Here is a 22475-nt window from a genome sequence, read left to right on the forward strand (position 1 = left end):
GTCAGGTCAGCGCCCCCCCGGTCCGTGATGCGGCGTAGGCGGCGCAGCGGGCCGCAAATACCTCGTCCGGCGGATGCCCGATGCCTTCGGCAAGATTTGCCGGATCGAAGGCCAGCCCGTTCCACACCTCATTCGTCTCCAAACCGGTGATGACGATCGTGCCCAGCCGCACCGCTTCGCGCTTGCCCTCGTCCGGCCAGCGGATTGTGACGTCCATGATCGGGGCGCCGGGACAATCGAGCACCGCCATCACGCTAAAGCGGACATCGCGTGCCGCGATCCGCAGCTCGAGGTCATCGTTCCAGACGTCGGCGGACTTTGTCCTAGCTATGTCCTCGGACAGCATGACTTCCCCGCCGACCGGCTCGACCTTGAATTTGATGAACCGTGTTTCGCCTCTGACATTCGTCGCAGGAAACGCGTGGACGCCCCAGAAGATGGTGCGGGCAAAGCTCCCTCGCTGGCCCCCGGCGGTGGGAAAGTTCGCTTGACGCGGCTTTTCACGATTGGCGGAGGTTAAAGCGTTGCTCTTCGCGCCCGGCCCGCCATTGGACATGCGCGTGTCTACGAAAGGCAGCATATGTTCGAGCATTCTCGCATCGTGTATCGGGGCGCTCTGCGTGAGAATGTCGGAACGCCCGTCAACGTCTCCGAGCCTGAAAGCAAAGTGCCGCAGCACTCCGCTCTCGGCAGCCGCCGTGCCGGGAAAGCCATCGTCCGCGGAGAATTGCGCCAGCACGCGCGATGGGCTGGTGAAGCTCAGCGATCTGGTGATCTCCGCCGCCCGATCCGAGGGAATATACGTCCCGCGGACGCATCGGCCCTCCGTAAAACCTGTCGGTCGTTTTGCTGAACGCTTGGTCACGGCAGTTTCGACCTGAAGCTAGGTTCGGGCCGCTCACGCGGACGGGTAGTGCTGCCCGGGCTGGCCGTTACCGCGTCTGTGGCGCGGCTTGCGGGGTACGATGATGCTTTTCGGATCATCTTTCATCCGTGCGTCAATATGGGCACGGAGATGATTTAGCGGACCGATGGTGCCGCCGCGCCAGAGCGATTGCCCTGGCTGTAGAGCGATTGCTGCCTTTCTTGCGCGTCCGCCTATCGGCTGCACCGGTTAGCGGCCCCGGCCTGGCTGCCCGGATTCGATCGCACCCGGTCACTTGCAGCGTCCGCTGCGGACCCTCGCGTACGCATAACTCCCGGAAATTGTCGAGGGCGTCCACTAAGCAGCAATATCTCTACAACCGCCTCAATCCCTCTGGGGCACGCGTACGCTCGATCCGTTAAACGGTGGGGCTACGAAACAGATGGAGGCGACAATGGCTTGGATCGAATTCGGAGGCGCATCATGATGCTGGGTATGAGCTTGGCGACGTTCACGATAGTCCACGTGATCATCAGCCTGGTTGCAATCGGGGCGGGCCTGGTCGTGATGTTCGGGATGCTCGGCCCGAAGCGGATGCCGAACCTCACCGCCGTTTTCCTTGCATCCACCATCCTGACCAGCGCTTCGGGGCTTCTGATTCCCCCGCTGCTGATCGATAAGTTGTTGCCGTCCCACATGATTTCCATCCTCTCACTGGTTCTGCTGGGGATCGCCTGTTTTGGGCTTTACGGCCGGAGGCTCGCCGGATCTTGGCGCTGGATCTACGTGCTCACTGCGCTCCTCTCGCTGTATCTCAACGTCTTCGTGCTGGTGATTCAGTCCTTCCTGAAAGTGCCGGCATTGCATGCGCTGGCCCCAAGCGTGCCGCCGGCCGAGCCGCCGTTCGCCATCGTCCAAGGCATCGTGCTGGTATCCTTCGTGGTCGTGATCATCGGCGCGATCCGGCGCTACCGCCCGGCGTCGGCCGCCGCCGACATGCGTCCCCAACAAGACCTGAACCCGGCAGCCTGGGGCACACGCTCCCTCTCAACGCGCAAATGAGTCGTTCGGGCGGCTGCAGATCGATCAACCCTGTTGACCGATCACGGACCGCCGGCAAAGTCTCGCGTATGGTATCGTTGAATGCGGCCGGGTGAGTTTATCTCGCTTCTCGCCCGCCCCAACATCGCTCGAACGACCGTAGAGCGATGCGCTCATGATCCCTTGAAGCTAGAACCTGAGCACGTCTAACGACAACGGAGGATCACCATGAAGATCGTTGTGATCGGCGGTACCGGCCTGATCGGTTCGAAGACCGTCGCCAATCTGCGCCAAGGCGGGCACGAGGTCGTGGCCGCCTCGCCCCGAAGCGGTATCAACACCATCACCGGCGAAGGACTCAAGGAGGCCATGGCGGGCACGCAGGTGGTGATCGACCTCGCCAACTCGCCCTCATTCGAAGACAAGGCGGTGCTGGAATTCTTCGAGACCTCCGGCCGCAACCTTCTCGCGGCCGAGGCCGCAGCGAACGTCCGGCACCATGTCGCCCTGTCGATCGTCGCGACCGACCGGACCGACAACGGCTATTTCCGCGCCAAGGTCGCCCAGGAGAAACTGATCGAGACCTCCAGCATCCCGTACACCATCGTCCGCGCAACGCAGTTCATGGAGTTCCTCGGCGGCATCGCCGATTCAAGCGTGGACGGCAACAAAGTCAGGCTCCCGCCCATCCTGTTCCAGCCGATCGCGTCGGACGACGTTGCCGCCATCGTTGCCGATGTGGCACTCGCGCCGCCGCGTGGCGGCTTCGTCGAGATCGCAGGGCCGGAACGCGCCCCGTTCAACGAAATCATCGCCCGCTATCTCAAGGCGGTTGGCGATCCGCGCGAGGTCGTGAGCGATCCCGAGGCCCGATACTGGGGCGGCCGGGTCAGCGAGCACTCGCTCGTGCCGCTCGGCGAGGCGCGCCTCGGCCGCATCGGTTTGGACGAATGGATCCGCCGCTCAAAGGCAGCGGCCTGATCTCCACGGGAGGTACGCCCGGACTCTCAGGGGCGGATCCCGGGCGAACTAAGGAGGCGACCATGACGATCAAACTCGCGGCATTGATTCTTCTGTGCCTCACGGCCGGCACGGCGGTGGCTCAGCAGCCGAAGGTCACGCCACTGATGTCCAAGGACCTTGCGGAGAGTCCCGGCCGCGAAGCTCTGATGATCTCGGTCGAGCATGCACCCGGCGGCTCGAGCGCCATCCATCGGCACAATGCACATGCGTTTGTTTACGTGCTGGAAGGCTCCGTCGTGATGCAGCTGAAGGGCGGACAAGAGGTGACACTGACGCCGGGACAGTCCTTCTATGAAGGCCCTGCCGACGTTCATGTCGTCGACCGGAACGCGAGCGCCACTCAGCCGGCGAAATTCCTGGTGCTCCTGATCAAGGACAAGGGCGCCCCGGCGCTCGTGCCCGCAAAGTGATCTAGATGCAACCCAAGTACGCCACTGGCGCTGCGCCCGTTGTTTGCTGCCCCGCATGAGTCAGCTTGTTGCCCTTACGGAACACTGGCGTCGCCTGCTCAGATGCCTACACCTAGACGTGGAGGGGACTTGGCCTAGTCGGCTGAAGTTGGCTTGTGACGGGAGAACAGACAGCCTGTCCATACTCCGATCAGGGCGTGCACCAGAAACTCGCAGTTCGGCCCGATCGGCGTCGCCTAGCAGCGGCGATTTTGATCAGGTTGCTTACTCAGACAATCCCGTGCGCGCTGTAGATCGAGATAGAACCCGCGCATCATTTTGGACGATAAGGATAGTTGGCGCACCCGACACGATTCGAACGTGTGACCTTTACCTTCGGAGAGCAACGCTCCTTGAGCCCGTTAGGGCTCTCGCTTGACACCGCTTCGGTAGCTTCCGAAAAGAGCTATCGGACGCGATTGTTTCGGCGGTGATTGATTGAAAGCTAGAAAAGAGTGACGGGCATTTGAAAGGCAATTTGGCTTACCTGACTAATGGGCGATCTTTCACTGATAAGCTTTCATACAAAACCCTATCAGTCGTCGGTTGTGCTGCAGGGTATTCGCGGCAACTGCTTTCACGAACTTCGCACTCATAAAGCACACTAGAATCATAGGTTTGCTAGTGTCCTTATCGAATCCGAAGTTTCGCTCCGAAGGTGCGGCAAATGATGCGAACTTTGGATTCGGGACACTAGCTAAGAGGGACGCGTCAACGACGCGGTTCCGCGAACTGTGCCAATGTGAAGGCCAAAAGGGGCGGCTGCTGACACGCAGAGTGATCGCTGGTCCTTCCACGGGCGGCCGCTAGGCGCCGCCCGGCGCGAGACCTGTTCAGTAACAAGGAGGATAGGGATGATAGCCGCAATGGGGCCGGGCGTAGGCGGCTCCGACGGCGGCAGCTCCGATAGCAGCAGCACCGGCATACATTGCGCCCCGGTATGCCGTGCACCGCGTGACGCCCGCAAAGGAAAGCGTTGTAAAGGGCGGCCGATGATATCGATGAAGATCGAGGCTGCGCCGTCCGCGCCGGTGAGATCGCGCTCGAGTGTCTGAACGGTGAAGATCAGCTCGTCCCCGTCCAGCTTCGGATTCTTCAGGACGACGACAGCGTCCTTGACGGAGCCGTCCTTGCTGTTGAAAGCCGAAACGGTCGCGTGCGGAGGATCGCTGGCAAAGCTGTCCTTGCCCGCGCCTCAGTCCGCAATGATATCAGCCGTGAGCTGATGGCCCGCGGCGCGCACAGGTCGGTCAGCGAATATGATCGAGTTCGGCGTGATCCCTGTGAGGACAAGGCTATCGCCCTGCAACGTTGCGCCCCGCGAATTGAGAACGATGAGCGATGGCACAATTTGGGCTTGTGCAGCAGAAGGCGTGCCGATCGTCTTCAGGTCTCCGTGCGTAGCACGCGGTCCCGGTGTCGAGCACCAATGTCGCCGCCAGCAATGCCATGCAAATCTGCAGGCCTTCTTGTTACGCATCTCGTTCTCCTTACGATCGGCCGGAAGCGTCCGGCAGGTTGGTCGGTGCGGACCCTAGACAGCGCAAAACTGGCCGCCTGTGCAAAATCGGCAGAAATGGAGGGCGGTCCAGTTACGACGTTTTCAGCATGGCCCGGCGCGCATTGAGCTGACGGCCCGACATGCGTCAGGTGTTGGGATGTTCTTGCAAATAGCTTTCGCGCGGTTTCGCAAGTAACGCCGTCTTCAAAAAGTAACTGAGGTCCAAGCTTCTGATGTCGCAAACCGCGTCGGATCGACGCGACAGAAAGGCCTGACGACGGGTTCGGCTGTCCGATTTTGCATAGCCTCGTCGGCTCTCACATGCTCCTCTACGAAAACAGAACGCGGTCAGGACCAAGCGCCGGCCCGCGATTAACTAGTCTTTGCGAGATGATCGGGAAGCGAATGCGTGCACCAATTCTGGCCGTCCTCTGCGTTCTCTGCGCATGGTCCGGCTCTGTGTCCTCCGCAGGCGCCCAACAGGCATCGTGGACCCAGATCGGCATGCTGGCTTGCAAGCTCGACCCTAGCGTCGGGTTTGTCATATTTGGCCATCAATCGATGTCATGTCGCTTTACACAGAACCCGCCATTGCCGACTCAACTCTATGAAGGCGCCCTCAATACCGTCGGAATCGATATCGGCGTTTCAGCCGGCGGCGCACTCGCCTGGGCGGTCCTTGCCCCGACGGCAGGCCCTCCGCCCGGTGCCCTCGCCGGCGAATATGTCGGGGCGTCAGGCGACATCGGCCTCGGTTTAGGCGCCGGCGTCAACGTTCTTGTCGGTGGCTCGGGGCGGTCATTTGCGTTGCAGCCCGTTTCGGTAGAGGGCTCGGTAGCCGTCAATGTGACCCTCGGCCTTTCCGGGCTCCAACTGCGTCCGATCTATTGACGCGCCGCCGTCCGACCGCCGCTCGTGCAGACCCGAATTGCTCGACATTGACGAGCACGCGTGAGGCACTTTTCATAGCGAGCTTGCGCCTGCGCCTACGGCGGTCTTCATTTCTCCCGAAATTCGCGTGGCGCAGCGCCGGAAATACGGCGAAATGCACGCGGAAAATGCGTCGGATCGGCATAGCCGGAAGAAAACGCGATTTCGATGATCTTGGCGTCCGTCTCACATAGCAGCTTGGCGGTATTCTCAAAACGGATCAATTCGAGCAAGCTCGAATATGTCAGGCCGACGTTCGAGAGTTTGCGTTGAAAACTCCTGACGCTCGTGCCGGCCATCTCAGCGATTTTTCGCGACCGCCGGGATTCCCTCATCCAGGTAAGAAGGCAGCATCAGCTTAAGTGCGCGGACAAATTCGTCGGCGAACGGCTGAGGCTCGTCCTCGGAGAGATTCGGCACCTTATTGTGTGTCAGGCTGGAGGTCCAGAGGCGCAACGGGTGCATCAATCCAGGAGGCTTCCTGGCAAGACAGAAAGCGCGTATTCCGCCAGAATGCCCGAGCCTCCGAGCCTGGCGCATAATTTGCCTCGAAGGCCATCGTTGAGGGAGTCCACTCCGATCCGGCTAACTGTCGAACGATGTGGACGACAAAGACGTTCTGCAGCCATTGTGAGTGTTCAAGATGGAGCATGCCGGCAGTCCCGCCCAGCTTGCTGCAAATTCTTACACGATCATCGCGGCGCTCCAGCCACATGTACAGGTTCGTGTCTTCGAGCGATGCCCATTTGCACACTTGCTGCAGGGCGACGTACAGCGTCGGAGAGTAGCTGATGATGGTTCGCAGCTTATCGCTCCGGTGGCAGAACTGCAGCCGCCGCGAAGCGGGAAAGCCAATATCCGTGATGCCCTGCGATCTCTGCGCGGCTTGTGCAAACAATATGGCAGGCAATATCGGAACATAATGATCGGCTTTTTCTTGCAGCGCTGTCGGGAGACCAAATTTTGACAGGAGCGTCGCAGTGGGAGCTCCCAGCTCGTTATGAATGTCTGCAAACGGAATCACGAATTGGCAGCGGGTTAGGGGAATTCCGCTCATGTTGCTCGTCTCCTGCCTGCGGCGTTCATTTTTACGGTCGTACTTTGTCGTCGCGGCACTGAGGAGCGATCTCGAGATTTGCTCGCCGGGTGCATTGGGTGTCGCGTCGCAGCGGTGCATGCGAGGCTGGGACGTGTGCAATTGATCTTAATGCCAGAATTGCAATTTAGGCGGCTCATGGCCAGACGGGCCTACCAATTCGATCACATTATAAGAAGATCGTAAGCAGCGGTTTGAGTAAGGAGATCACGCTTGCAATCTTTCATGACGTGCACATGAAACCCGTCTCTTCGCCATCCCGACACTCTGTCCGCGCGGCGATTTCGGTGTTGCTGCGTCAGGATGACGCATCTGTGCAGTGCACTGCGCGCCAACTGGGCGTGAGCGTGCGCTCATTGCAGCGACACCTCGCTGGTATGGGGACAAGTTACAGCGAATTGGTCACCGAAGTCCGCCTCGATACGGCCCGCCGCCTCCTTGCGGAGTCCAACGAGCGCATTTCGGACATCGCCTTACGTCTTGGCTACACCGGAGCGAGCAGTTTCAGCCGAAGCTTTGCGCGTTTGATGAAAATGCCGCCGATTGCATATCGGCAGCAGCAGGCCGCCAAAGGGAATGGCAAGGCCCGCGCCAGCAAAAGTTAGCGCATGGGCGGCTTGCACTGAGTGGACGCGGAAGGCGCGAAAACGCAAGGCCACGACGCAGGTAGCGGCCCCGCATCGCCCCGCGAACGAGCGTCGCGCTAGCATATTACCAGTATTCGAGCTGTGTTTTTTCGGCGGCAAGGCGGCCCGGAAGACCATACATCAATGATTGGCGCGAAATGGCAAGACGCTTCGCGCTGAAAGACGCGAGATGCAGAGGTAAAGCCAGACGTTGAGGTCAATTATTATGTACTGCGCCGCTCCTATTGCCATTGCCGATCTGATCTGCACATCCGCGCGAAGCGGTCAGTCAGGGGGCCATGCAAACGGGTTGCGTGCCCATATTCGGGGTAGCTTCCTCACTTCATCGGCTTTTTGGATGCGATCGAAAGGCACCGACCAATGATTGGCGGTGCCAGCGATCGATATCGCGTTCTTGTCGCGCGGGCCGAGGCCATCGCTGCGGGGAACGTTGAAGAAACGCCTCGCATCCCCGCGATATGCCACCGGCTCTCAGTGAGCCAGCGTACTCTACGAAAAGCGTTCAGGAGCGTTTACGGCCAGTCGCCGTGCCGTCGAATTCGTGTGCTCCGACTGAATCAGGCGAGGCAGGCACTTCTCGCTGTGGACGGCGAGACAGCAAAGGTGACGGAAATTGCGATCTGCTTCGGCTTTTTCGAGCTTGGACGGTTTTCGGTTGAGTATCGCAAGCTGTTCGGCGAGAGCCCTTCGCAGACGCTTCGAGCGGCGGGCCGGGACAGCGATATGTCGCACGGTGGCAGAGCTGGACTGCGCAACGCCAGGATCGATTACCAGAATCCTTTGTCGAGGGCTTTCAGCGCGGGCGTGATGGACGCGACTCAAGATCGTGATGTCGAAAGCGTATAGCTACAGCGGGTTAGCCGAGACGAGGCGAGCCCGCAGGGAAAACCAACCGGAAGGGCGCCGTGTCGATTGACCTGACGAAGGCCTGGTATGTTTCGTTCGAGGTGCCGAAAAGGATGCGCAAGACATCCACGCAACGACAGCCGAGACAGAGTGAGAGCTTTCCGACAGAACTCGACGCCCAGAGGTTTGCCCGCCAGAAGTTCGAGCAAGGATACATCGTGACCGCGGGCACCATCAACCCCTGCACACCGCGACGGGCGATACCTTCGGCGGTCATTCACCATTGGCTTGCGGAAACGTCCGAACCGCCGTTGGGCGAACCGGCCTTATTCGAGGACACCAAGGAGCCGGATCTGCCGTAGGAGCCTGCCGCGATACGGTGCGCCCGTGCATTGGCAGAATTTGCATAGACCGTTCCGACGAATTGCCGATATCGTTTCAACGATCTTTTCCCGGAATGTGCCGGGTTCACCGGATGGCGCATGGTGGGCGATGACCGAGATAGTGCCTGTCGCTCCCTCGATCGATCAGCTTGGCCGCATCACTACTGTCAGACATCGCCGATAAGGACCCCGTTCGAGGAGAGTGTTTTGCAGGTTACGGGGAAGGTTGGAGCGCTGAACGCGCGCAATTGCGTTGGTTTCCCGGGATTGGTGCTGGCCGTCTTGATTTGCCTCTCCAGCGGAATTGCCCGTGCTGGAGATGAAGACGATGATTCTGCGAACGGGGTGTCGAGCGCGCCGAACGTCTACCTGGACATGAGAACCACCTACGCGAGGGTGCCCGCCGGTGCGCTGGCGGTCGGCTTCGGCAATTCGTCCTTGCTCGCGGCGTTGCAATCCGCTGCCATCTCGAACGCCGGCAGCCTGGCTGCGATTGCGGGCGGTGCGGCGATGCCGGGCGCCCAGAGCGTCGTGGTCGATCTTCCCATGACGATCGACGTGAACGATAATGTCTCGCTCTATGCCGGCGTATCAGCCAGCTCGACCAGCACTCCGATGACCGGCTGGTCGTCCGTGGCGATTACGAGCTGGAATCTTGGATTTCAGGCCGATCTCTACAATCAGAACGGCGGCTCGATTCCGACCCTGAGTTGGCAATCGACCATTACCCAGACGATTCCGAATGGACCGTTTGCTACCACGAGTTTTACAAATGTTTTCGAGTTCGACTATGCGTTCGACCAGGACGAGACTCGTGGGTTGCTCGCGGGTGTGCAGGACACACGGGTTGTCATCGGCAGTCAACTCGCGACCATCCATTCCGATATCATGGGCTATGTCGGCCGTTACTACCAATGGCCGAACAATTGGAAGCTTACGAGCCGCGCGGGCGTGCAGGTTTTCGGCGGCGCCGAGCTCTTGGGCCGCGCGTCGGTCTCCTCCTTTACCCAGCCGATCGTGCGACTGGACCTTGACCGGATGGACGACAACGACAACCGACTGTTTGGCGTGACCGCGCAGATCATGTGGGTACCAAAGCCTACTTACCAGATCACGCTCAGGACGCCGCTCTATTTCGCAAGCAACTAGGGCTTCCGGGTCAGCATGACGGAGTTTCGGCAAGGTTGAACCAGGCCAGTAGCGCCCGGTCATCGCTCGACACCACCGGATTGTCAGAATTTGCATATTCGTCAGCCTGCTCGCCTGACACCGAGAGGCCATTGGCGCTCAACACCGACTGCGCGCCGATGCTTTCGCTGCGGCAACTTGGCCACAGTCGGGAAAACAGAACGCGCGCGTCAGATTCTGCATAGTGGGTCGCGCGCATTCGATGCGATCACCGCTACACGATTTCTTCAATCAATCAGGTGCGGCAATGAATAAGATTGGAAAGTTTGGGGTTGCGATCGCGGCCTCGCTGATGATGGGTGGTTATGCGGCCGCGGCGGATTTGCCGGCGGCGCCCGCCTACAAGGCGCAGGCTCCGGTTGCCGCCGTCTACAACTGGACGGGATTCTATGTCGGCGGCAACGCCGGGTACGGCTGGGGCAACCAGGACCCGATGGTGCTGTTCGCCAACAGGTTCGATCGAGCCGGTTTTGACATCAGTGGCGGCATGATCGGCGGCACGTTTGGTGGGCAGATTCAGCAGGGATACGTCGTGCTCGGCCTGGAAGGTGACATCGACTGGGCCAACATCAGCGGGTCCTCCGTCGTAACGCCGAGCATTCTCGGCATCGGACAGGGCGTCACGCTGAACACCTCGTCAAACATCAGCGCGCTGGCGACGGTGAGGGCCCGGGTCGGTATCGCCATGAACAACGTCCTGATCTACGCCACCGGCGGCGGAGCCTTCGTCAAGTCGACCGCCAGCGCATCAACCATCGCCGGCGTGCCCTGCGGCACGGTTGGCGTCTTGCCGGATTGCTCAGCCTCGTCCTGGCGTCCGGGCATCTCCGCGGGTTTCGGCGTGGAATACGGCTTTACACCGAACTGGTCCGTGAAGGCCGAGTATCTCTACACGAAAGTCGTCGGCACCGGAGTCAGCACGGATGAATTGAATGTCGTGCGTGGCGGCATCAACTACCGGTTCTGAACAAGGGACATCGATCACATATTCGGTCCCGTTCGACGGACGATGCGCCGCCTCGAACGTCCGATAGGACTGTCTTGATCCTGATCGTGCATCCGAGCTGATGCTTTTCAGCTCGGATGCTAGTCGCGCGCGAAGGCGCCCGGCCTCTGAAAGTCGTCTGAGATCTTTCTACATCCGATTCATCACAATGGGATCCCCAATGCGTTCGAGACTGCTGCTTTCCGTAGCTCTGCTGGTTGCCACAATGGTGTCTGCCAGGGCCCAGACCCCGCTGTCGGCCTATGTCGACGCGAATGGATTCATCGATGTTCAGAAGCTGACCTGCGCGCAACTCGCCGGGACCTACCAGGAGGACGCCGATGCGCTGACGGCCTGGTACAGCGGCTGGTACAACGGCCTTGCCAAGAAGCATTTCCTCGACCTGCGCAAGGGCAAGCTCGTGGAGCACGAAGTCATCGTCTACTGCAAGGCACATCCCGAAAAGCTCATCATCGACGCTATTGCCGTCGTGTTCAAGGCGGAGCGGGAGATGATGGGAATCCAGATGAAGTAGATTGTCAGAGGGCGGATCGGTCGCACGTTGCCGACCGATCCGCTGTGCGCAGTGTTACTAAGAGCGGCATCGCCTGTTCTATTTTTCTCTTGAATTGCCGCTCAGACGGGCGGGATATTTTGAATTGAATGATTTCGGGCAATACACCGACGCCGTTAGAGGCGCGAGGGTGACATTTCTGAAATCCGCTCCGTCCTCTCACGATTGGGGCGTGAAGTCTCTCGCATTGAATCGCACGATCCTTCAGTTTGGCACCGACGGCGGCCCCGGGATTGCGCATGGCGTCACCGACCCGAATTTTACGACGTTGATCGTCCAGTCCTCCAACTTCGACGATCGCGTCGTGCTCGATGGTGTGCCATGCCAGGCCTCTGACCTGGTCATTTTCCCTCCGAACTGTCACTTCACCTTTGTCCGTTCCGGTCATGTCGAATGGGTGGCGTGGTCGCTGCCCAATGAGGAGAGCATCGCGAGGAACATGCTCCCTGCGGCCACAACTCAGGCTTCGCCGAAGACCGCCAAGCATCTCGTCCGGTTGCCAGAGCCGATCAAATCGAAGCTGATCGAGGTGTCGAGGCAGGCTCTGCGTTCCTTCTCCGATTCTGCCTTCGCTGACCGGCCTATGATGGCGCGGGAGGCAGAGGACGCCCTGATGGATCAGCTGGCTTGCATCCGGGATAATCGCCTGAGCCAAAGCTTCCTGCCCAACAAGTACACCCTCTCGTACGAGCGAATCGTTCTGGAGGCGCTTGAGTTCGTTGGGACCAGGTCGGAAAGCATCGTCCATATCAAGGACATCGTGAAAGCGACCAAGGTGGAATACCGCACCTTGCTGCGTGCTTTCGAGCGCTATCTCGGCTTCTCGCCAAAGCTCTATCTGAGGCTTCGGCAGCTAAACCTGGTTTATCACGAGATCAGTCGCGACAACGGTGCATCGGTCGGAGTCGTCGATATCCTGTCGGCACACGGCGTCACCGAGTTCGGCAGATTTGCCGGCCACTACCGGTCGCTGTTCGGCGAGTTGCCATCCGAGACATATCGCCGGTCTCGCGCATTGAGGTCTGGCAACGTGCCGTGACCTCGAAGTGGGGTTTTGGTGCAACACCGCTAAGAATTGGTCGGCGGTGACAGTTTCTGCATACCGACTGAGACAAGGTCGATGGCAAGTGGCTCATGTGTTTTCCACGTTCAATGAGGCTTGCAGGCGATGAAGAAAATCAGTTTACTTACCGCAGCGGCGGTGATGTCCGTTGCGTTCACGGGTATTGCAAAGGCCGCCGATCTTCCGCAGCGGCCGGCGTACAAGGCGGCGCCGATCGCCGCGCCCATGATGTACAACTGGTCCGGCTTCTATCTCGGTATCAACGGTGGATATGGCTGGAGCAACCAGTGCATCGATATCACCGCAATCAATGGAATTGGCGGCGTCTTCGCGGAAGGCTGCAATAGCAAGGGCGGCGGCATCATCGGTGGCCAGCTTGGCTATCGTTGGCAGGCCGGACAATTGGTGTACGGTCTGGAAGCGCAGGGCGACTGGGCCAACATCCGCAACACGCGCATCAGTGCGCAGGACCCGACACGTACTTACAAGTCGACCCTCGCCGGCCTGGGCCTCTTCACGGCTCAACTGGGCTACGCGGCCAACGAGGCCTTGTTCTACGTCAAGGGCGGCGGCGCGGTTGGCAGCCAGGACTTTGCCATCATCGACAATGTGAGCGGCACGGGCCTCGCCTTCGCGAACCGGACCCGCTGGGGTGGCGTCGTGGGTGTCGGCTTCGAGTACGGCTTCTCTCCGAATTGGACGGCCGGCATCGAGTACGACTATCTGTGGCGGGTAAACGAGAGCAACACGTTCCTGACGCCGTCACTCGGGCGCATCACGTCGATCACCGCCAACACCAAGACGGACGCGAGTCTGCTGGCGCTCCGCCTCAACTATAAGTTCGGTTACTAGTGAAGAAAGGAGGTCGTCCAATTCGGCCGGCCTCCATTCTTGTTTCATCATGCCTGGGTCCAGGTAATCCACTATTCCGGAGTTGATCATGCTGTCGAATACGATGCGTGCGATTGCTTTTCTCGGTGCTTTGGCGGCCACAAACATGGTCTTGGCGCAAGACACGGCGTCCCATGCGCCGCTGAAGACGATCGGGGCCAACAAACCCCAGGTCGTTCCATCACTGATCGTCTTCAACTCCAGGGGCGCGAACGTGCAGCCCGGCAAGCTGGTCCTCACTGGCGTCGCGCCAAATGCGATCATATTTGCGGATCGGCCGGTTCGCTCGGCCGGTCACGATCTGACCAGCCATATCGTCGAAGACTGGGGAACCGGCAGCGACAATTTTGCAAAGAATCCGCCCAACGCCACAGTGTCCGTATTCCAGAAGGACGGCAGCACCGTGCGCGATGTCGTTGTCACACTGAAGAATCCCAAGCTCGAAGGTGATAACCTTGCCTTCGATGTCGATATTCTCGAAGGTGACATCAAGGGCGCCGACGGTCCTGCCTCTGTCTTCATCGACATCATCGGCCTTCCGTTTACGCCGCTTTCATTCGCGGGCGTTGCGCGACGCACGGCCTATCGAGGTGCGTATTATGCCGGAGCCGCTGCGGCGGCTGGCGCTGCGGCTGCCTACGCGTACCACCCGTATTACTATCGGCCGCCGGTTTGCGGATACTATCCCTATCCCCCGTGCTACTAGCGGGACCGCGCGGAGTTTGGCCTGGCGTCCTTGCGCCGGGCCAGCCTCTGGCTGATGCGCCTTTGTGTACCATTTGCGTCCAGCCGGCACTGGACGATGATTCTCTCGACTCGAGGAAGCGCCGGCCCGTCCAGAAACGAGCCGATTTCGAGTCTTGGCGCTACAACGCGAAAGAGCCCGGCTGAGCCGGCCGCTTGCTACGGATTGGGCTTGTGATGACTGAGGTCATGCAGTGAAAGGCGGGCCTCGCGCACCAGATCTACAAGCGAGAGCGTGAAGAAGCTGAGAGCGACAACAAAGAGCAGTGCAACGCCGTACTCATGCTGGAATCGAAAGAAGGTACACACGAACGCCAGGATCACCAGCAGCGAGGTGACGATTGCGCTGACCGTCGCGAGAACGATTGCCTTGTTCAGAAGCACAGCGCGACGCCTGAGATGTGGGATATCAGGGTGCGTTCCGGAACGGTCGTCGTCGGCCGTAGCGTGCAATGCCTGTAGCCTGTCGACGACGCGATTCATGCGCCCTATCAAAAGCGACACGAAGGCCGCAACTGCGCCAAGGAGAAATGCGGGCGCCGCTACTTGCGAAATGACCTGCGACAGGTGCGCGGCGGTCGGTGTGTCGATCAGCATGGCTACTTTTCTCCGCGACCGGTACCTGCGCCGCCGCCTACATTGGAGTCAGGGCGAGCGCTCGCAACGAAAGCTTAGCGCATCGTTGGTCACGGGGAGCTTTTTACAACGATGTGAGATCGTTTGCTCAAGATAATCGCTGCGTAGCGTGACGGGCAAGGGGGCGCCGCGAAGCGTCCCCTTGCCCGTCGCTTAAACTTACGTCGCTTTTTTGGCCGCCGGGATCGACCAAGTGCCGTCGAGGATCGACGGGTCGTCCTCGTTCGGCCAATACATGCGCAGCATCAGGATGAACTTGCCGGTCGGTGCAGGCAACCAGTTCGACTCCTTGTCGGCCCCCGGGGATTGATTCTGGATGTACAGGTCCGTTGAGCCGTCCGGATTGACCTTGAGGTTCTGTCGCGGGCTGATCGAGTACCGATTGATCGGGTTGGAGACGAAAAAGTAGTTGGCATCGTACATGGTAACGGACCAGAAGCCGCTCACCGGCGGCAATTGGCCCTTTGGAAAACGCATGACGTATTTGTTCGAGCCGTGATAGTCGCTACCGTCCGCATCCTTTAGCGAAAGCGGATAAACCGCGTCTCTGTTGCGGTTCGCGCCGAGCCCGATCGCGGTGACCAGCGCACGGTTGAGATAGTCGGTCCCGTAGACGCCGGTCTTGGTGTCGTAGATCCATCCGTTGACCTTCTTGATGGCGTCGTTGACCTTGAGCTGGAGCATGATGCGATCGAAAGCGGCGCGGGGAATGCGCTTGACGAAATCCGCGTCCAGCTTGCTGGCATCGAAGTCCTGGCCCGGGACAAGACCGATCTTGGCGAACCGCGCGAGTTCGGGCGCGTCAGCAGCAGAGGGAGGGTTCACTTTCATCAGCTGGGCGAGCAGGCTGAAGTATTCAGCCGCATCCATGCGGTTGACCTGTTCGCGCACGGCCGTCTTCATGTCGATGGACGGATCGACCTTGCCCGAGGGCGGCGTGTAGTCCTTTCCGTAGGAACTCAGCGGCACCAGCTTGAACTGGTCCTGCAAGGCGTGGACGGCTGCGTAGTCTTCCGGAGTGCCCGTGCAGTAGATCCGGCCGAGCAACCAGACTATGTTGGTTGGGGCCTTCAATTCCTTGACGCCGGACGGAAGCGTGCCGCTCCAGCCGGGACCCGTGATTGCATAGGTCTGCGCCCCGGTGCCGGTTGTGCGTTTTCCGGGCACGGCGAACACATTGGTCCAACCGTCGAGCATCGGCAGCAGGAAATACCGGTCCTTCATGTCGGGAACGCTCAACACCCATGGCTCCTTGCCGACGTCGAAAAATGCAGTGGTGTAGAGCGTATCGGCGTTCGGTGCTGTCACATCGCGAAACGAGGCATCCGGATACTGACGCAGCTTGATGATTTGACCCATGGGGGCACGCGTGCCCTCCGCTTTGACGACGTTGGTGAAGACCCGGCGGGTCATCTCGATTGTGACAAGTGGATAACCGAACACATAGGCGTCTGTGGCGAGCCAAAAATCTTCCGCCCCTTCAACGATATCAAATACTGGGCCTTCGTGCGCTCGGAGGATCGACGGGGTCAGTGCAGTGGAAGCGGCGGCAAGTCCGGTCTTCAGCGCAAAACGGCGGGTGATGTCCATCGTTGTTTCCTGGGATTGGTTTCGTTCAAGGCGGCTTTTTGGCAGCGTTGCGGCGCTCCATCTCGTGCCGCGCAAGGCAGGCTAGCCCGTACTTCCCAGCATCGGCTATGCAGTTTCTGACCTTGATCGGGGGCCCATCCGACCAATCGCTTGGCGAGCCGGGGATCCGAGCGGGCGCATGCCGAAGTCGAAGACCCCGCGCTGGCAATAACTGAGCGCGATTTCAGACCATTGCTTCGCGCGGGGCTGGAGATTGCCGAATTTGCATAGTGGGTGGCCGCTTTTTCGTTAGGTTGGCGAGCGGACGAAAAGACGCTTGGCGTGTCAGGCCCGTCCACCACGGAAACGGAGTAGGTTGATGCAAAAGCGATCGAGCCCGAACATGCTGACGAAGCGCGATTTGCTGAGATCTGCCGCGCTGGCAGGCGTCGCCGCTGCTGGCGCCCAATCAAGCCAAGCTTGGGCCCAGTGGTCGGAACGTCCGGGATTCTTCAAGGCCAAGGACATCGCAGAGGCCGGCTTCATCTATGGCCTGCCGATGGTGATGGCCTACGGCGTCATGAACGAGTACGCTGTCGACAAGTCGTCGGGCCAGTACAAGGCGCCGTTCAATACACTGTTCAACGAGGCGCGCGTCTTCACATACGAAGATACCGCCGTGATCACCCCCAACAGCGACACGCCGTATTCGTTCGCTTGGCTGGACCTGCGGGCCGAACCGCTTGTCTTTTCGGTGCCGGCGATCGACCCCAAGCGCTAATATTCGCTGCAGTTGAACGACCTCAACACGTATAATTTCGGCTATGTCGGGACGCGCGCCACCGGCAGCGATGCCGGAAGCTATATGATCGTCGGCCCGCGATGGACCGGCGTGACACCGGCCGGCATCAAGAAGGTATTCCGGTCGACCACCGATTTTTGCCTGGGGCTCTTACGCACGCAGCTGTTCGACCCGGCCGATATCGAGGCCGTCAAGAAGATTCAGGCCGGCTACAAGGCGCAGCCGCTTTCCAGCTTCCTGAATCAGCCGGCGCCTTCGCCGGCGCCGGCGCCTTCTTTCCCCAAATTCGAGAAGGACCTCGTCCGCACCGAGTTCTTCGAATACCTTGATTTCGCGCTTCAATTCGCGCCGGCGCTGCCGGAAGATCGCTGGATCCGCGAGCAGCTGGCGCGGATCGGCGTGGGGCCAGGGAAGAGCTTCGATTTCCGCAGCCTGTCGCTGGAAGACAAGGCGGAGATCCTGCTTGGCATGAAGGAGGGCGAGCGCAAGGTCAGCGAGGCCGTTGCGACCCTCGGCAAGGACATCAACGGCTGGCGCGTCGGCGCGCCGTTCGGCGATGCCGCATTCTTCCATGGCGACTGGCTTATGCGCGCGGCAGCCGCGAAGGCCGGCATCTATGGCAACGACGCGGTGGAGGCCATGTATCCTTTGGGCAAAGTGGATGTCGATGGCAAAGAACTCGACTGCTCGAAGTCGAGCTACACGCTTACCTTCCCGGCGGAGCAGCTGCCGCCGGTCAACGCCTTCTGGTCGGTGACGATGTATGACGGCAAGACGCAGCTTTTGGTGAAGAACCCGATCAACCGCTACCTGATCAACTCGCCGATGCTGCCGCACATGAAGTGCGGTTCCGACGGCTCGCTGACGATCTACGTCCAGAACAAGTCTCCGGGAGCCGACAAGGAGGCAAACTGGCTGCCGGCGCCGGATGGCCCGATCTATGTGGTGATGCGACTGTACTGGCCGAAAACCACGCCGCCATCGATTCTGCCAGCTGGTGAAGGGACGTGGAAGCCTCCCGGCTTCAAGCGCGCGTCCTAGAGATCGAATTTTTATCGGCCGGATGCGCGGCGACAGAGTCGCAATTGCACGCATCCGGCCGGCACGGGCATGGCACCGCCCTTGTGAGTGTTCAATCCCGGTGCACGACAGATGCAGGAGATCATCGTGCTCATCATCCTGACGCTCTATTTGGTCCTGGTCTGGCTCGTCTTCTCGAGGCTCAAGCTGGTCCGATGGGGCTGGGCGTCCGGCACCGTCACCGTGCTGCTTGGCGCGTTCATCCTCGCGGTATTCCTCGCGATGTTCAACTACCTGACCCCGTCGGGAAGCTTAGTCGTGATTTCCCGCGTCATGGAGGTCGCGCCCAATGTCTCCGGCGAGGTGATCGAAATCCCGGTCAAGCCAAACGAACCGGTGAAGGCCGGCGCGGTGCTGTTTCGCATTGATCCGGCACCGTTCCAGTACAAGGTCAACCAGCTCGAGGCATCGCTCGCCCAGGCACGCCAGCAGGTCAAGCAACTGAAGGCCAGTTACGAGCAGGCGACGGCGAATGTCGATGGACTGACCAAGCAGCTCGCCTTTCACACCCAGCGGCTTTCCGATTACCGCAAGCTCGTCAGCGAGGAGGCGCAGACCGCGTTTCGTCTGCAGGACGTCCAGGTGCAATACGACACGGTCGAGTTTCAGCTTCAGGCGGCCAAGGCCGCACAGCTGAGCGCACAATTGGCGATGGAGTCGGAAATCGGCGGCGTCAACACAACCGTCGCACAGATCCAGGCCCAGCTCGACCATGCGAAGTGGGAGCTCGAGCAGACGACGATCCGCGCCATCGGCGACGGTGTCGTTACGATCATGGCGCTGTCGGTCGGCGACCGCGCCATGCCGGCGCGCTCGGTGATGTCGTTCATCGTCGCAAACGATATCGTCATCACCGGCATGTTCCCGCCGAACGGATTCCGGACCATCAAGCCCGGCGCGCGGGTCAAGCTCGTCTTCGACGACGACCCTGGCCGCATCCACGAAGCGACGGTCATGGCTATCCCCCAAGGCGTGGGGCAGGGCCAGATCGCGGTCTCAGGTACGCTGGCGCGGGTCGGCTCGATCGGAGGCGCGAAGGCTTATCCGGCTGCTATTTCGATCCCGAAGACCATCGACCGTAGCCAACTCCGGCTCGGAATGCCGGGCACCGCCACCGTGTTCGCGGACAACGCCGGCGTCATCGGCCTGTTGATGTCGATCCTGGTCTGGATCGGTTCGTATACGGCATATTTATAGCCGCCTTCCATTTCACTCTCGGCTCCAATTGGTAGCTCATCCAGATATCTCCGGAGAAAAAATGGGTCTTCGATCTGCAGGCAGTATTGCAGCCCTCGTTTCGGTCACTCTTCTTGTCCAGTTGTGCTCGGGTGCTCGCGGTTACGCCCAGCAATCAACTGGTCAATTGTTGATCTCATCGGGATTCAGCCCTGTCGCTGCGACCACGCCGGAGCTGTTGAATCGGCTGATGTTGTTCCCGTCCAATCAATTTCAGCTGCGGCAGAGGAGCGGACGTCCCTACTACGTTTACGCGGATCCCTCCGGATGTACCTGTGCGTATGTCGGCAGCGTGGCCGCTATGGACAAATATCGCGCCAGTTATGATGCATTGCCGGCAACTACGCTCTCGGCAGGCGGCTTTACGAATCCCGAAGAGAACCTGATCAACAGCATGGAAAACGATGACGCTTCGGCCCAGTTCAACGATGACGTATTTGGTCCGGACTTTTAGGTTTGCCTGATGTGCGTTCGAGCATGAGGGCCCCGCGCGTTCGCGGCACACGCACCGCACCGACCTGACCGTCGGCGGCGTTCTGTTGATGGAGACCGGCGCTTCAGCTCCTCGGCGCAAAGGAGGAGGGATCTATCCCACCCGAAGTCGTGGCGCTCCCATCCAGCGAAGCCGGGTCCGATCGATCGACGTTGATGTCGTGTCGAATCAAGGGATACCTTCAATCATTCGGGCAGCATGGCGCCCAAGGCAGGCGCTTGTCCCGGCCGCGATTGCGCACGAAACTGCCGCGGCGTAACGCCGGTAATGCGGCGGAAGGCGCGCGTAAAGTGCGCTGGATCCGTATAGCCGGAGGAGAATGCGATTTCGATGATCTTGGAATCCGTGTCGCGCAAGAGCTTGCTGGCATTCTCGAACCGGATGGCGTCGAGCAGATCCGAGTATGTCATGCCGGCGTAGGCCAGCTTACGTTGCAAGCTCCTCGCGCTCGCGCCAGCCATCTCCGCAACCTGAGCGAGAGCCGGAAGTCCCTGGTCGAGGTAGGACGGCAACATCAACTTGAGCGTTGCGATGATGTCATGACCTGACGGGCCAGCCTGATCGTCTTGCAAGGAGAGCACTTGCTCCTTTGCGCGATTGGGAAGGCTGAGGAGCGAGATCGGCACGTCGATCCACGATGCGTCTTGTCCCGACAGGAAACGCGTGTTTGGCCAGAATGATTGACACGCGGGGCTCGGCGTATACCGGGCTTCAAACGCGATTGTAGCAGGAGCCCAATCCGGTCCGGCGAATTGCCGGACAATGTATATGGGGAAAATATTCTGAAGCCATTGTGAATGCTCGAGATGCAGGAGTCCTTTTGTTCCAGTGAGACTGCTGCAAAACTTCACGTGACCGTCGTGGCGCTCGATCCAATTCTTCAAGTTCGAGTCCTCGATCGATGCCCATTTGCAAGCCTGTTGCAGCGCGACCAACAGCGTTGGGGCATGGCCGATCAGAGTCCGGGTTTTCTCGCTCAGGTGACAATAGTGCAGACGTTGGGAGGCGAGGAATCCAAAATCCGGAATACCTTGTGATCTCCGGGCGATTTCCGCGAAGTCGATTGCTCGCAGAATCGGAACGTAGTGATTGGCCTTTTCTTCCAATGATGTCGGAAGATGAAATTTTGCCAGAAACGAACCCGTCGACGCGCCGATTTCGCTAAGGATATCAGCGAAAGGAATGAGGAACTGGCAGCGCGTCAAATGAATATTTGCCACCGGGCCGCCCCTCGATTGTAAAATGGACGCTGCCTGTCGGCGGGAGTTTCGCTGGGACCGGGCGTTGGCGCGGCCGGCAAAAATGGAAGAGTTCGCTGCCCCCTCCCGGCATGCACCGTTCTCTGCACCCCAGCGATCGGCTGCGAGCCACTCCTTCGATGCGGGTCTTGCCGGCTTTTTTGGCGGCTTATGGCCAGACGGCCAACAATTCGCTGCATAGGCTTACTTGAGATCAAAACTACGACCGGAATGGAGGAAAGCTGAGCCCTTCGTGCTGCGTTTCGATGAATTCTCTCTCCGTACCCTCGCAGCATTACGTGCGCTCGACAATGGTTGAACGAGAGCCACTGGGTGATCGAAAGGCGCCCCAGTTTTTCCGGACAGTCGGCCGGAAGGAGGCCCGGAATGCCCATGGCGTCGAAGCATCTGGTATTCTCTAGACGGAGCATAGACTTCGTGCCTCACACCAACAGATGAGAGCCGTCCGTTTGCCTTCGTCCGAAGCGATCCGCGCGGCCATTGTCGCGTCGCTGCGACATGGTGACGCAACCATAAATGGCACAGCTCGCGCATGCAAGATCAGCTCGCGGACGTTGCAGCGTCATCTCGGCCGTATGGGCACAAGCTACCGCGCAATGCTTGCGGAGGTTCGCTTGAATTTGGCTTGCCGGCTGCTCGTAGACTCGAGTAAGCCCCTGTCCGACGTCGCAAAATTCCTGGGCTATTCCAGTGCAAGTAGTTTCAGCCGCACTTTCGCGCGTTTGATGAAAGTCCAGCCCGTTGTCTACAGGCGGCAGCAACTTGCTGGTAAACGTCGGCACGCGTCCCATCGCATATGACCTTGCGCGATCGATAGCTGAATTATTCCACAAGATTGGCGTGAAATGGCAAGACGCACGATTTGAATTGGAGCGAAACGTTCGGCGAGATTTCGGGGCTCCGCGAGGAGCCATTTTGCTTTTTTTGACGTTCAAGAGGCGCAGGGACGCTACGGGAAGCTATATGGCCCGGCCGAAGCAAAAGCAGAGCGACGCAGGCTGGCGAGCACGGTAGGCATCGCGTCATGCAATCACGTCGCCGAGCACGAGCGGCCAGCCGTCGAATCAGCTCCATCCGTTCGCGACAAACAGAAGGCGCTAGCAGGCTGTTGAAGAAGTCTTTGAACGGCGCGCGATGAATGGGATGTTGTCGCCGTTGAGGAGGCAAACCTCCC

Annotated in this window: 24 protein-coding genes and 1 pseudogene; 17 read left to right on the forward strand and 8 right to left on the reverse strand. The window is 59.8% G+C overall.

Features of this window, described 5'->3' with window-relative positions; translation table 11 throughout:
* Position 1: 1 nt before the first annotated feature.
* Entirely contained in the window at positions 2-865 is an 864-nt protein-coding gene (locus Q2M23_RS37930) for a catalase (protein ID WP_316398784.1), read from the reverse strand.
* 483 nt (positions 866-1348) lie between these two features.
* Here Q2M23_RS37930 and Q2M23_RS37935 point away from each other — a divergent pair, with 483 nt between their 5' ends.
* From Q2M23_RS37935 to Q2M23_RS37945, 3 genes are all read left to right on the forward strand, one after another.
* Positions 1349-1927 (forward strand): hypothetical protein, encoded by a 579-nt coding sequence (locus Q2M23_RS37935; RefSeq protein WP_316398785.1) that lies wholly within the window; start codon positions 1349-1351, stop codon positions 1925-1927.
* A gap of 207 nt (positions 1928-2134) precedes the next feature.
* The gene (locus Q2M23_RS37940) at positions 2135-2887 is read left to right on the forward strand and encodes an SDR family oxidoreductase (protein ID WP_316398786.1); all 753 of its coding nucleotides are present in this window, start codon (positions 2135-2137) and stop codon (positions 2885-2887) included.
* Positions 2888-2949: 62 nt separating this feature from the next.
* Entirely contained in the window at positions 2950-3339 is a 390-nt protein-coding gene (locus Q2M23_RS37945) for a cupin domain-containing protein (RefSeq protein ID WP_316398787.1), read from the forward strand.
* Positions 3340-4573: 1234 nt separating this feature from the next.
* Here the strand turns inward: Q2M23_RS37945 and Q2M23_RS37950 are convergent.
* Positions 4574-4858 carry a hypothetical protein gene (locus tag Q2M23_RS37950; protein ID WP_316398788.1) on the reverse strand — a complete coding sequence of 95 codons (285 nt, stop codon included), beginning with the start codon at positions 4856-4858 and terminating at the stop codon, positions 4574-4576.
* 426 nt (positions 4859-5284) lie between these two features.
* Between Q2M23_RS37950 and Q2M23_RS37955 the strand changes: the two genes are divergently transcribed.
* Positions 5285-5770: a DUF992 domain-containing protein gene (locus tag Q2M23_RS37955; RefSeq protein ID WP_256527889.1), complete on the forward strand. Its 486-nt coding sequence runs from the start codon at positions 5285-5287 to the stop codon at positions 5768-5770.
* Positions 5771-5877: 107 nt separating this feature from the next.
* Here the strand turns inward: Q2M23_RS37955 and Q2M23_RS37960 are convergent, their stop codons facing one another.
* Positions 5878-6108 (reverse strand): helix-turn-helix transcriptional regulator, encoded by a 231-nt coding sequence (locus tag Q2M23_RS37960; protein ID WP_316398789.1) that lies wholly within the window; start codon positions 6106-6108, stop codon positions 5878-5880.
* A 122-nt stretch (positions 6109-6230) separates the two neighbouring features.
* Positions 6231-6866 (reverse strand): AraC family transcriptional regulator ligand-binding domain-containing protein, encoded by a 636-nt coding sequence (locus tag Q2M23_RS37965; RefSeq protein WP_316398790.1) that lies wholly within the window; start codon positions 6864-6866, stop codon positions 6231-6233.
* A 233-nt stretch (positions 6867-7099) separates the two neighbouring features.
* Between Q2M23_RS37965 and Q2M23_RS37970 the strand changes: the two genes are divergently transcribed.
* From Q2M23_RS37970 to Q2M23_RS37985, 4 genes are all read left to right on the forward strand, one after another.
* Positions 7100-7510: a helix-turn-helix transcriptional regulator gene (locus tag Q2M23_RS37970; protein WP_316398791.1), complete on the forward strand. Its 411-nt coding sequence runs from the start codon at positions 7100-7102 to the stop codon at positions 7508-7510.
* A gap of 402 nt (positions 7511-7912) precedes the next feature.
* The gene (locus Q2M23_RS37975; RefSeq protein ID WP_316398792.1) at positions 7913-8398 is read left to right on the forward strand and encodes a helix-turn-helix domain-containing protein; all 486 of its coding nucleotides are present in this window, start codon (positions 7913-7915) and stop codon (positions 8396-8398) included.
* A gap of 59 nt (positions 8399-8457) precedes the next feature.
* Positions 8458-8760, forward strand: coding sequence for a hypothetical protein (locus tag Q2M23_RS37980; protein WP_063790084.1), 303 nt, complete (start codon positions 8458-8460; stop codon positions 8758-8760).
* A 228-nt stretch (positions 8761-8988) separates the two neighbouring features.
* Positions 8989-9930 carry a hypothetical protein gene (locus tag Q2M23_RS37985; RefSeq protein ID WP_316398793.1) on the forward strand — a complete coding sequence of 314 codons (942 nt, stop codon included), beginning with the start codon at positions 8989-8991 and terminating at the stop codon, positions 9928-9930.
* Positions 9931-9940: 10 nt separating this feature from the next.
* Here Q2M23_RS37985 and Q2M23_RS37990 read toward each other — a convergent pair whose 3' ends face one another.
* A complete protein-coding gene (locus tag Q2M23_RS37990) occupies positions 9941-10168 on the reverse strand; it encodes a hypothetical protein (protein ID WP_141340145.1) in 228 nt (75 codons plus the stop codon).
* A 48-nt stretch (positions 10169-10216) separates the two neighbouring features.
* Here Q2M23_RS37990 and Q2M23_RS37995 point away from each other — a divergent pair, with 48 nt between their 5' ends.
* From Q2M23_RS37995 to Q2M23_RS38015, 5 genes are all read left to right on the forward strand, one after another.
* Entirely contained in the window at positions 10217-10936 is a 720-nt protein-coding gene (locus tag Q2M23_RS37995; protein ID WP_057017172.1) for an outer membrane protein, read from the forward strand.
* Between the two features lie 199 nt (positions 10937-11135).
* Entirely contained in the window at positions 11136-11489 is a 354-nt protein-coding gene (locus tag Q2M23_RS38000; RefSeq protein WP_076826357.1) for an HdeA/HdeB family chaperone, read from the forward strand.
* A 169-nt stretch (positions 11490-11658) separates the two neighbouring features.
* A complete protein-coding gene (locus tag Q2M23_RS38005) occupies positions 11659-12567 on the forward strand; it encodes a helix-turn-helix domain-containing protein (protein WP_316398794.1) in 909 nt (302 codons plus the stop codon).
* Positions 12568-12696: 129 nt separating this feature from the next.
* On the forward strand, positions 12697-13443 hold the full coding sequence (locus tag Q2M23_RS38010) for an outer membrane protein (protein WP_076826360.1): 747 nt from the start codon (positions 12697-12699) through the stop codon (positions 13441-13443).
* Between the two features lie 88 nt (positions 13444-13531).
* Entirely contained in the window at positions 13532-14188 is a 657-nt protein-coding gene (locus Q2M23_RS38015) for a hypothetical protein (protein ID WP_194295334.1), read from the forward strand.
* Positions 14189-14385: 197 nt separating this feature from the next.
* On the opposite strand, the gene Q2M23_RS38020 is transcribed toward Q2M23_RS38015, so the two are convergent.
* Both Q2M23_RS38020 and Q2M23_RS38025 read right to left on the reverse strand, forming a co-directional pair.
* A complete protein-coding gene (locus Q2M23_RS38020) occupies positions 14386-14823 on the reverse strand; it encodes a DUF2721 domain-containing protein (RefSeq protein ID WP_076826362.1) in 438 nt (145 codons plus the stop codon).
* 198 nt (positions 14824-15021) lie between these two features.
* Positions 15022-16452 carry a DUF1254 domain-containing protein gene (locus Q2M23_RS38025; protein WP_316398795.1) on the reverse strand — a complete coding sequence of 477 codons (1431 nt, stop codon included), beginning with the start codon at positions 16450-16452 and terminating at the stop codon, positions 15022-15024.
* Between the two features lie 382 nt (positions 16453-16834).
* Between Q2M23_RS38025 and Q2M23_RS38030 the strand changes: the two are divergent.
* From Q2M23_RS38030 to Q2M23_RS38040, 3 genes and pseudogenes are all read left to right on the forward strand, one after another.
* Positions 16835-18274, forward strand: a pseudogene (locus Q2M23_RS38030) (DUF1254 domain-containing protein).
* A 111-nt stretch (positions 18275-18385) separates the two neighbouring features.
* On the forward strand, positions 18386-19510 hold the full coding sequence (locus Q2M23_RS38035) for an HlyD family secretion protein (RefSeq protein ID WP_229189067.1): 1125 nt from the start codon (positions 18386-18388) through the stop codon (positions 19508-19510).
* A 61-nt stretch (positions 19511-19571) separates the two neighbouring features.
* Positions 19572-20003, forward strand: coding sequence for a hypothetical protein (locus Q2M23_RS38040; RefSeq protein ID WP_316398796.1), 432 nt, complete (start codon positions 19572-19574; stop codon positions 20001-20003).
* A gap of 224 nt (positions 20004-20227) precedes the next feature.
* Here the strand turns inward: Q2M23_RS38040 and Q2M23_RS38045 are convergent, their stop codons facing one another.
* On the reverse strand, positions 20228-21262 hold the full coding sequence (locus Q2M23_RS38045) for a helix-turn-helix transcriptional regulator (RefSeq protein WP_316398797.1): 1035 nt from the start codon (positions 21260-21262) through the stop codon (positions 20228-20230).
* Positions 21263-21735: 473 nt separating this feature from the next.
* On the opposite strand from Q2M23_RS38045, the gene Q2M23_RS38050 reads away from it, so the two are divergent.
* Complete coding sequence (locus Q2M23_RS38050; protein ID WP_082653779.1) at positions 21736-22101, forward strand: helix-turn-helix transcriptional regulator; 366 nt, start codon at positions 21736-21738, stop codon at positions 22099-22101.
* The last annotated feature ends 374 nt before the right edge of the window (positions 22102-22475 follow it).

Origin of the sequence: Bradyrhizobium sp. 33ap4, assembly GCF_032654765.1 — a bacterium.
Classification (GTDB): Bacteria; Pseudomonadota; Alphaproteobacteria; order Rhizobiales; family Xanthobacteraceae; genus Bradyrhizobium; species Bradyrhizobium australafricanum.

Excerpts from the sequence above, each read along its gene's own strand:
- Q2M23_RS38010 (WP_076826360.1), top strand. The coding sequence starts at position 12,697 with ATGAAGAAAATCAGTTTACTTACCGCAGCGGCGGTGATGTCCGTTGCG.
- Q2M23_RS37995 (WP_057017172.1), top strand. The coding sequence starts at position 10,217 with ATGAATAAGATTGGAAAGTTTGGGGTTGCGATCGCGGCCTCGCTGATG.
- Q2M23_RS37945 (WP_316398787.1), top strand. The coding sequence starts at position 2,950 with ATGACGATCAAACTCGCGGCATTGATTCTTCTGTGCCTCACGGCCGGC.
- Q2M23_RS38040 (WP_316398796.1), top strand. The coding sequence starts at position 19,572 with ATGGGTCTTCGATCTGCAGGCAGTATTGCAGCCCTCGTTTCGGTCACT.
- Q2M23_RS38035 (WP_229189067.1), top strand. The coding sequence starts at position 18,386 with ATGCAGGAGATCATCGTGCTCATCATCCTGACGCTCTATTTGGTCCTG.
- Q2M23_RS37960 (WP_316398789.1), bottom strand. The coding sequence starts at position 6,108 with ATGGCCGGCACGAGCGTCAGGAGTTTTCAACGCAAACTCTCGAACGTC.
- Q2M23_RS37950 (WP_316398788.1), bottom strand. The coding sequence starts at position 4,858 with ATGCGTAACAAGAAGGCCTGCAGATTTGCATGGCATTGCTGGCGGCGA.
- Q2M23_RS38025 (WP_316398795.1), bottom strand. The coding sequence starts at position 16,452 with ATGGACATCACCCGCCGTTTTGCGCTGAAGACCGGACTTGCCGCCGCT.
- Q2M23_RS37955 (WP_256527889.1), top strand. The coding sequence starts at position 5,285 with ATGCGTGCACCAATTCTGGCCGTCCTCTGCGTTCTCTGCGCATGGTCC.
- Q2M23_RS37940 (WP_316398786.1), top strand. The coding sequence starts at position 2,135 with ATGAAGATCGTTGTGATCGGCGGTACCGGCCTGATCGGTTCGAAGACC.
- Q2M23_RS38015 (WP_194295334.1), top strand. The coding sequence starts at position 13,532 with ATGCTGTCGAATACGATGCGTGCGATTGCTTTTCTCGGTGCTTTGGCG.
- Q2M23_RS37975 (WP_316398792.1), top strand. The coding sequence starts at position 7,913 with ATGATTGGCGGTGCCAGCGATCGATATCGCGTTCTTGTCGCGCGGGCC.
- Q2M23_RS37965 (WP_316398790.1), bottom strand. The coding sequence starts at position 6,866 with ATGAGCGGAATTCCCCTAACCCGCTGCCAATTCGTGATTCCGTTTGCA.
- Q2M23_RS37935 (WP_316398785.1), top strand. The coding sequence starts at position 1,349 with ATGATGCTGGGTATGAGCTTGGCGACGTTCACGATAGTCCACGTGATC.
- Q2M23_RS38000 (WP_076826357.1), top strand. The coding sequence starts at position 11,136 with ATGCGTTCGAGACTGCTGCTTTCCGTAGCTCTGCTGGTTGCCACAATG.
- Q2M23_RS38050 (WP_082653779.1), top strand. The coding sequence starts at position 21,736 with ATGAGAGCCGTCCGTTTGCCTTCGTCCGAAGCGATCCGCGCGGCCATT.
- Q2M23_RS37990 (WP_141340145.1), bottom strand. The coding sequence starts at position 10,168 with ATGCGCGCGACCCACTATGCAGAATCTGACGCGCGCGTTCTGTTTTCC.
- Q2M23_RS38020 (WP_076826362.1), bottom strand. The coding sequence starts at position 14,823 with ATGCTGATCGACACACCGACCGCCGCGCACCTGTCGCAGGTCATTTCG.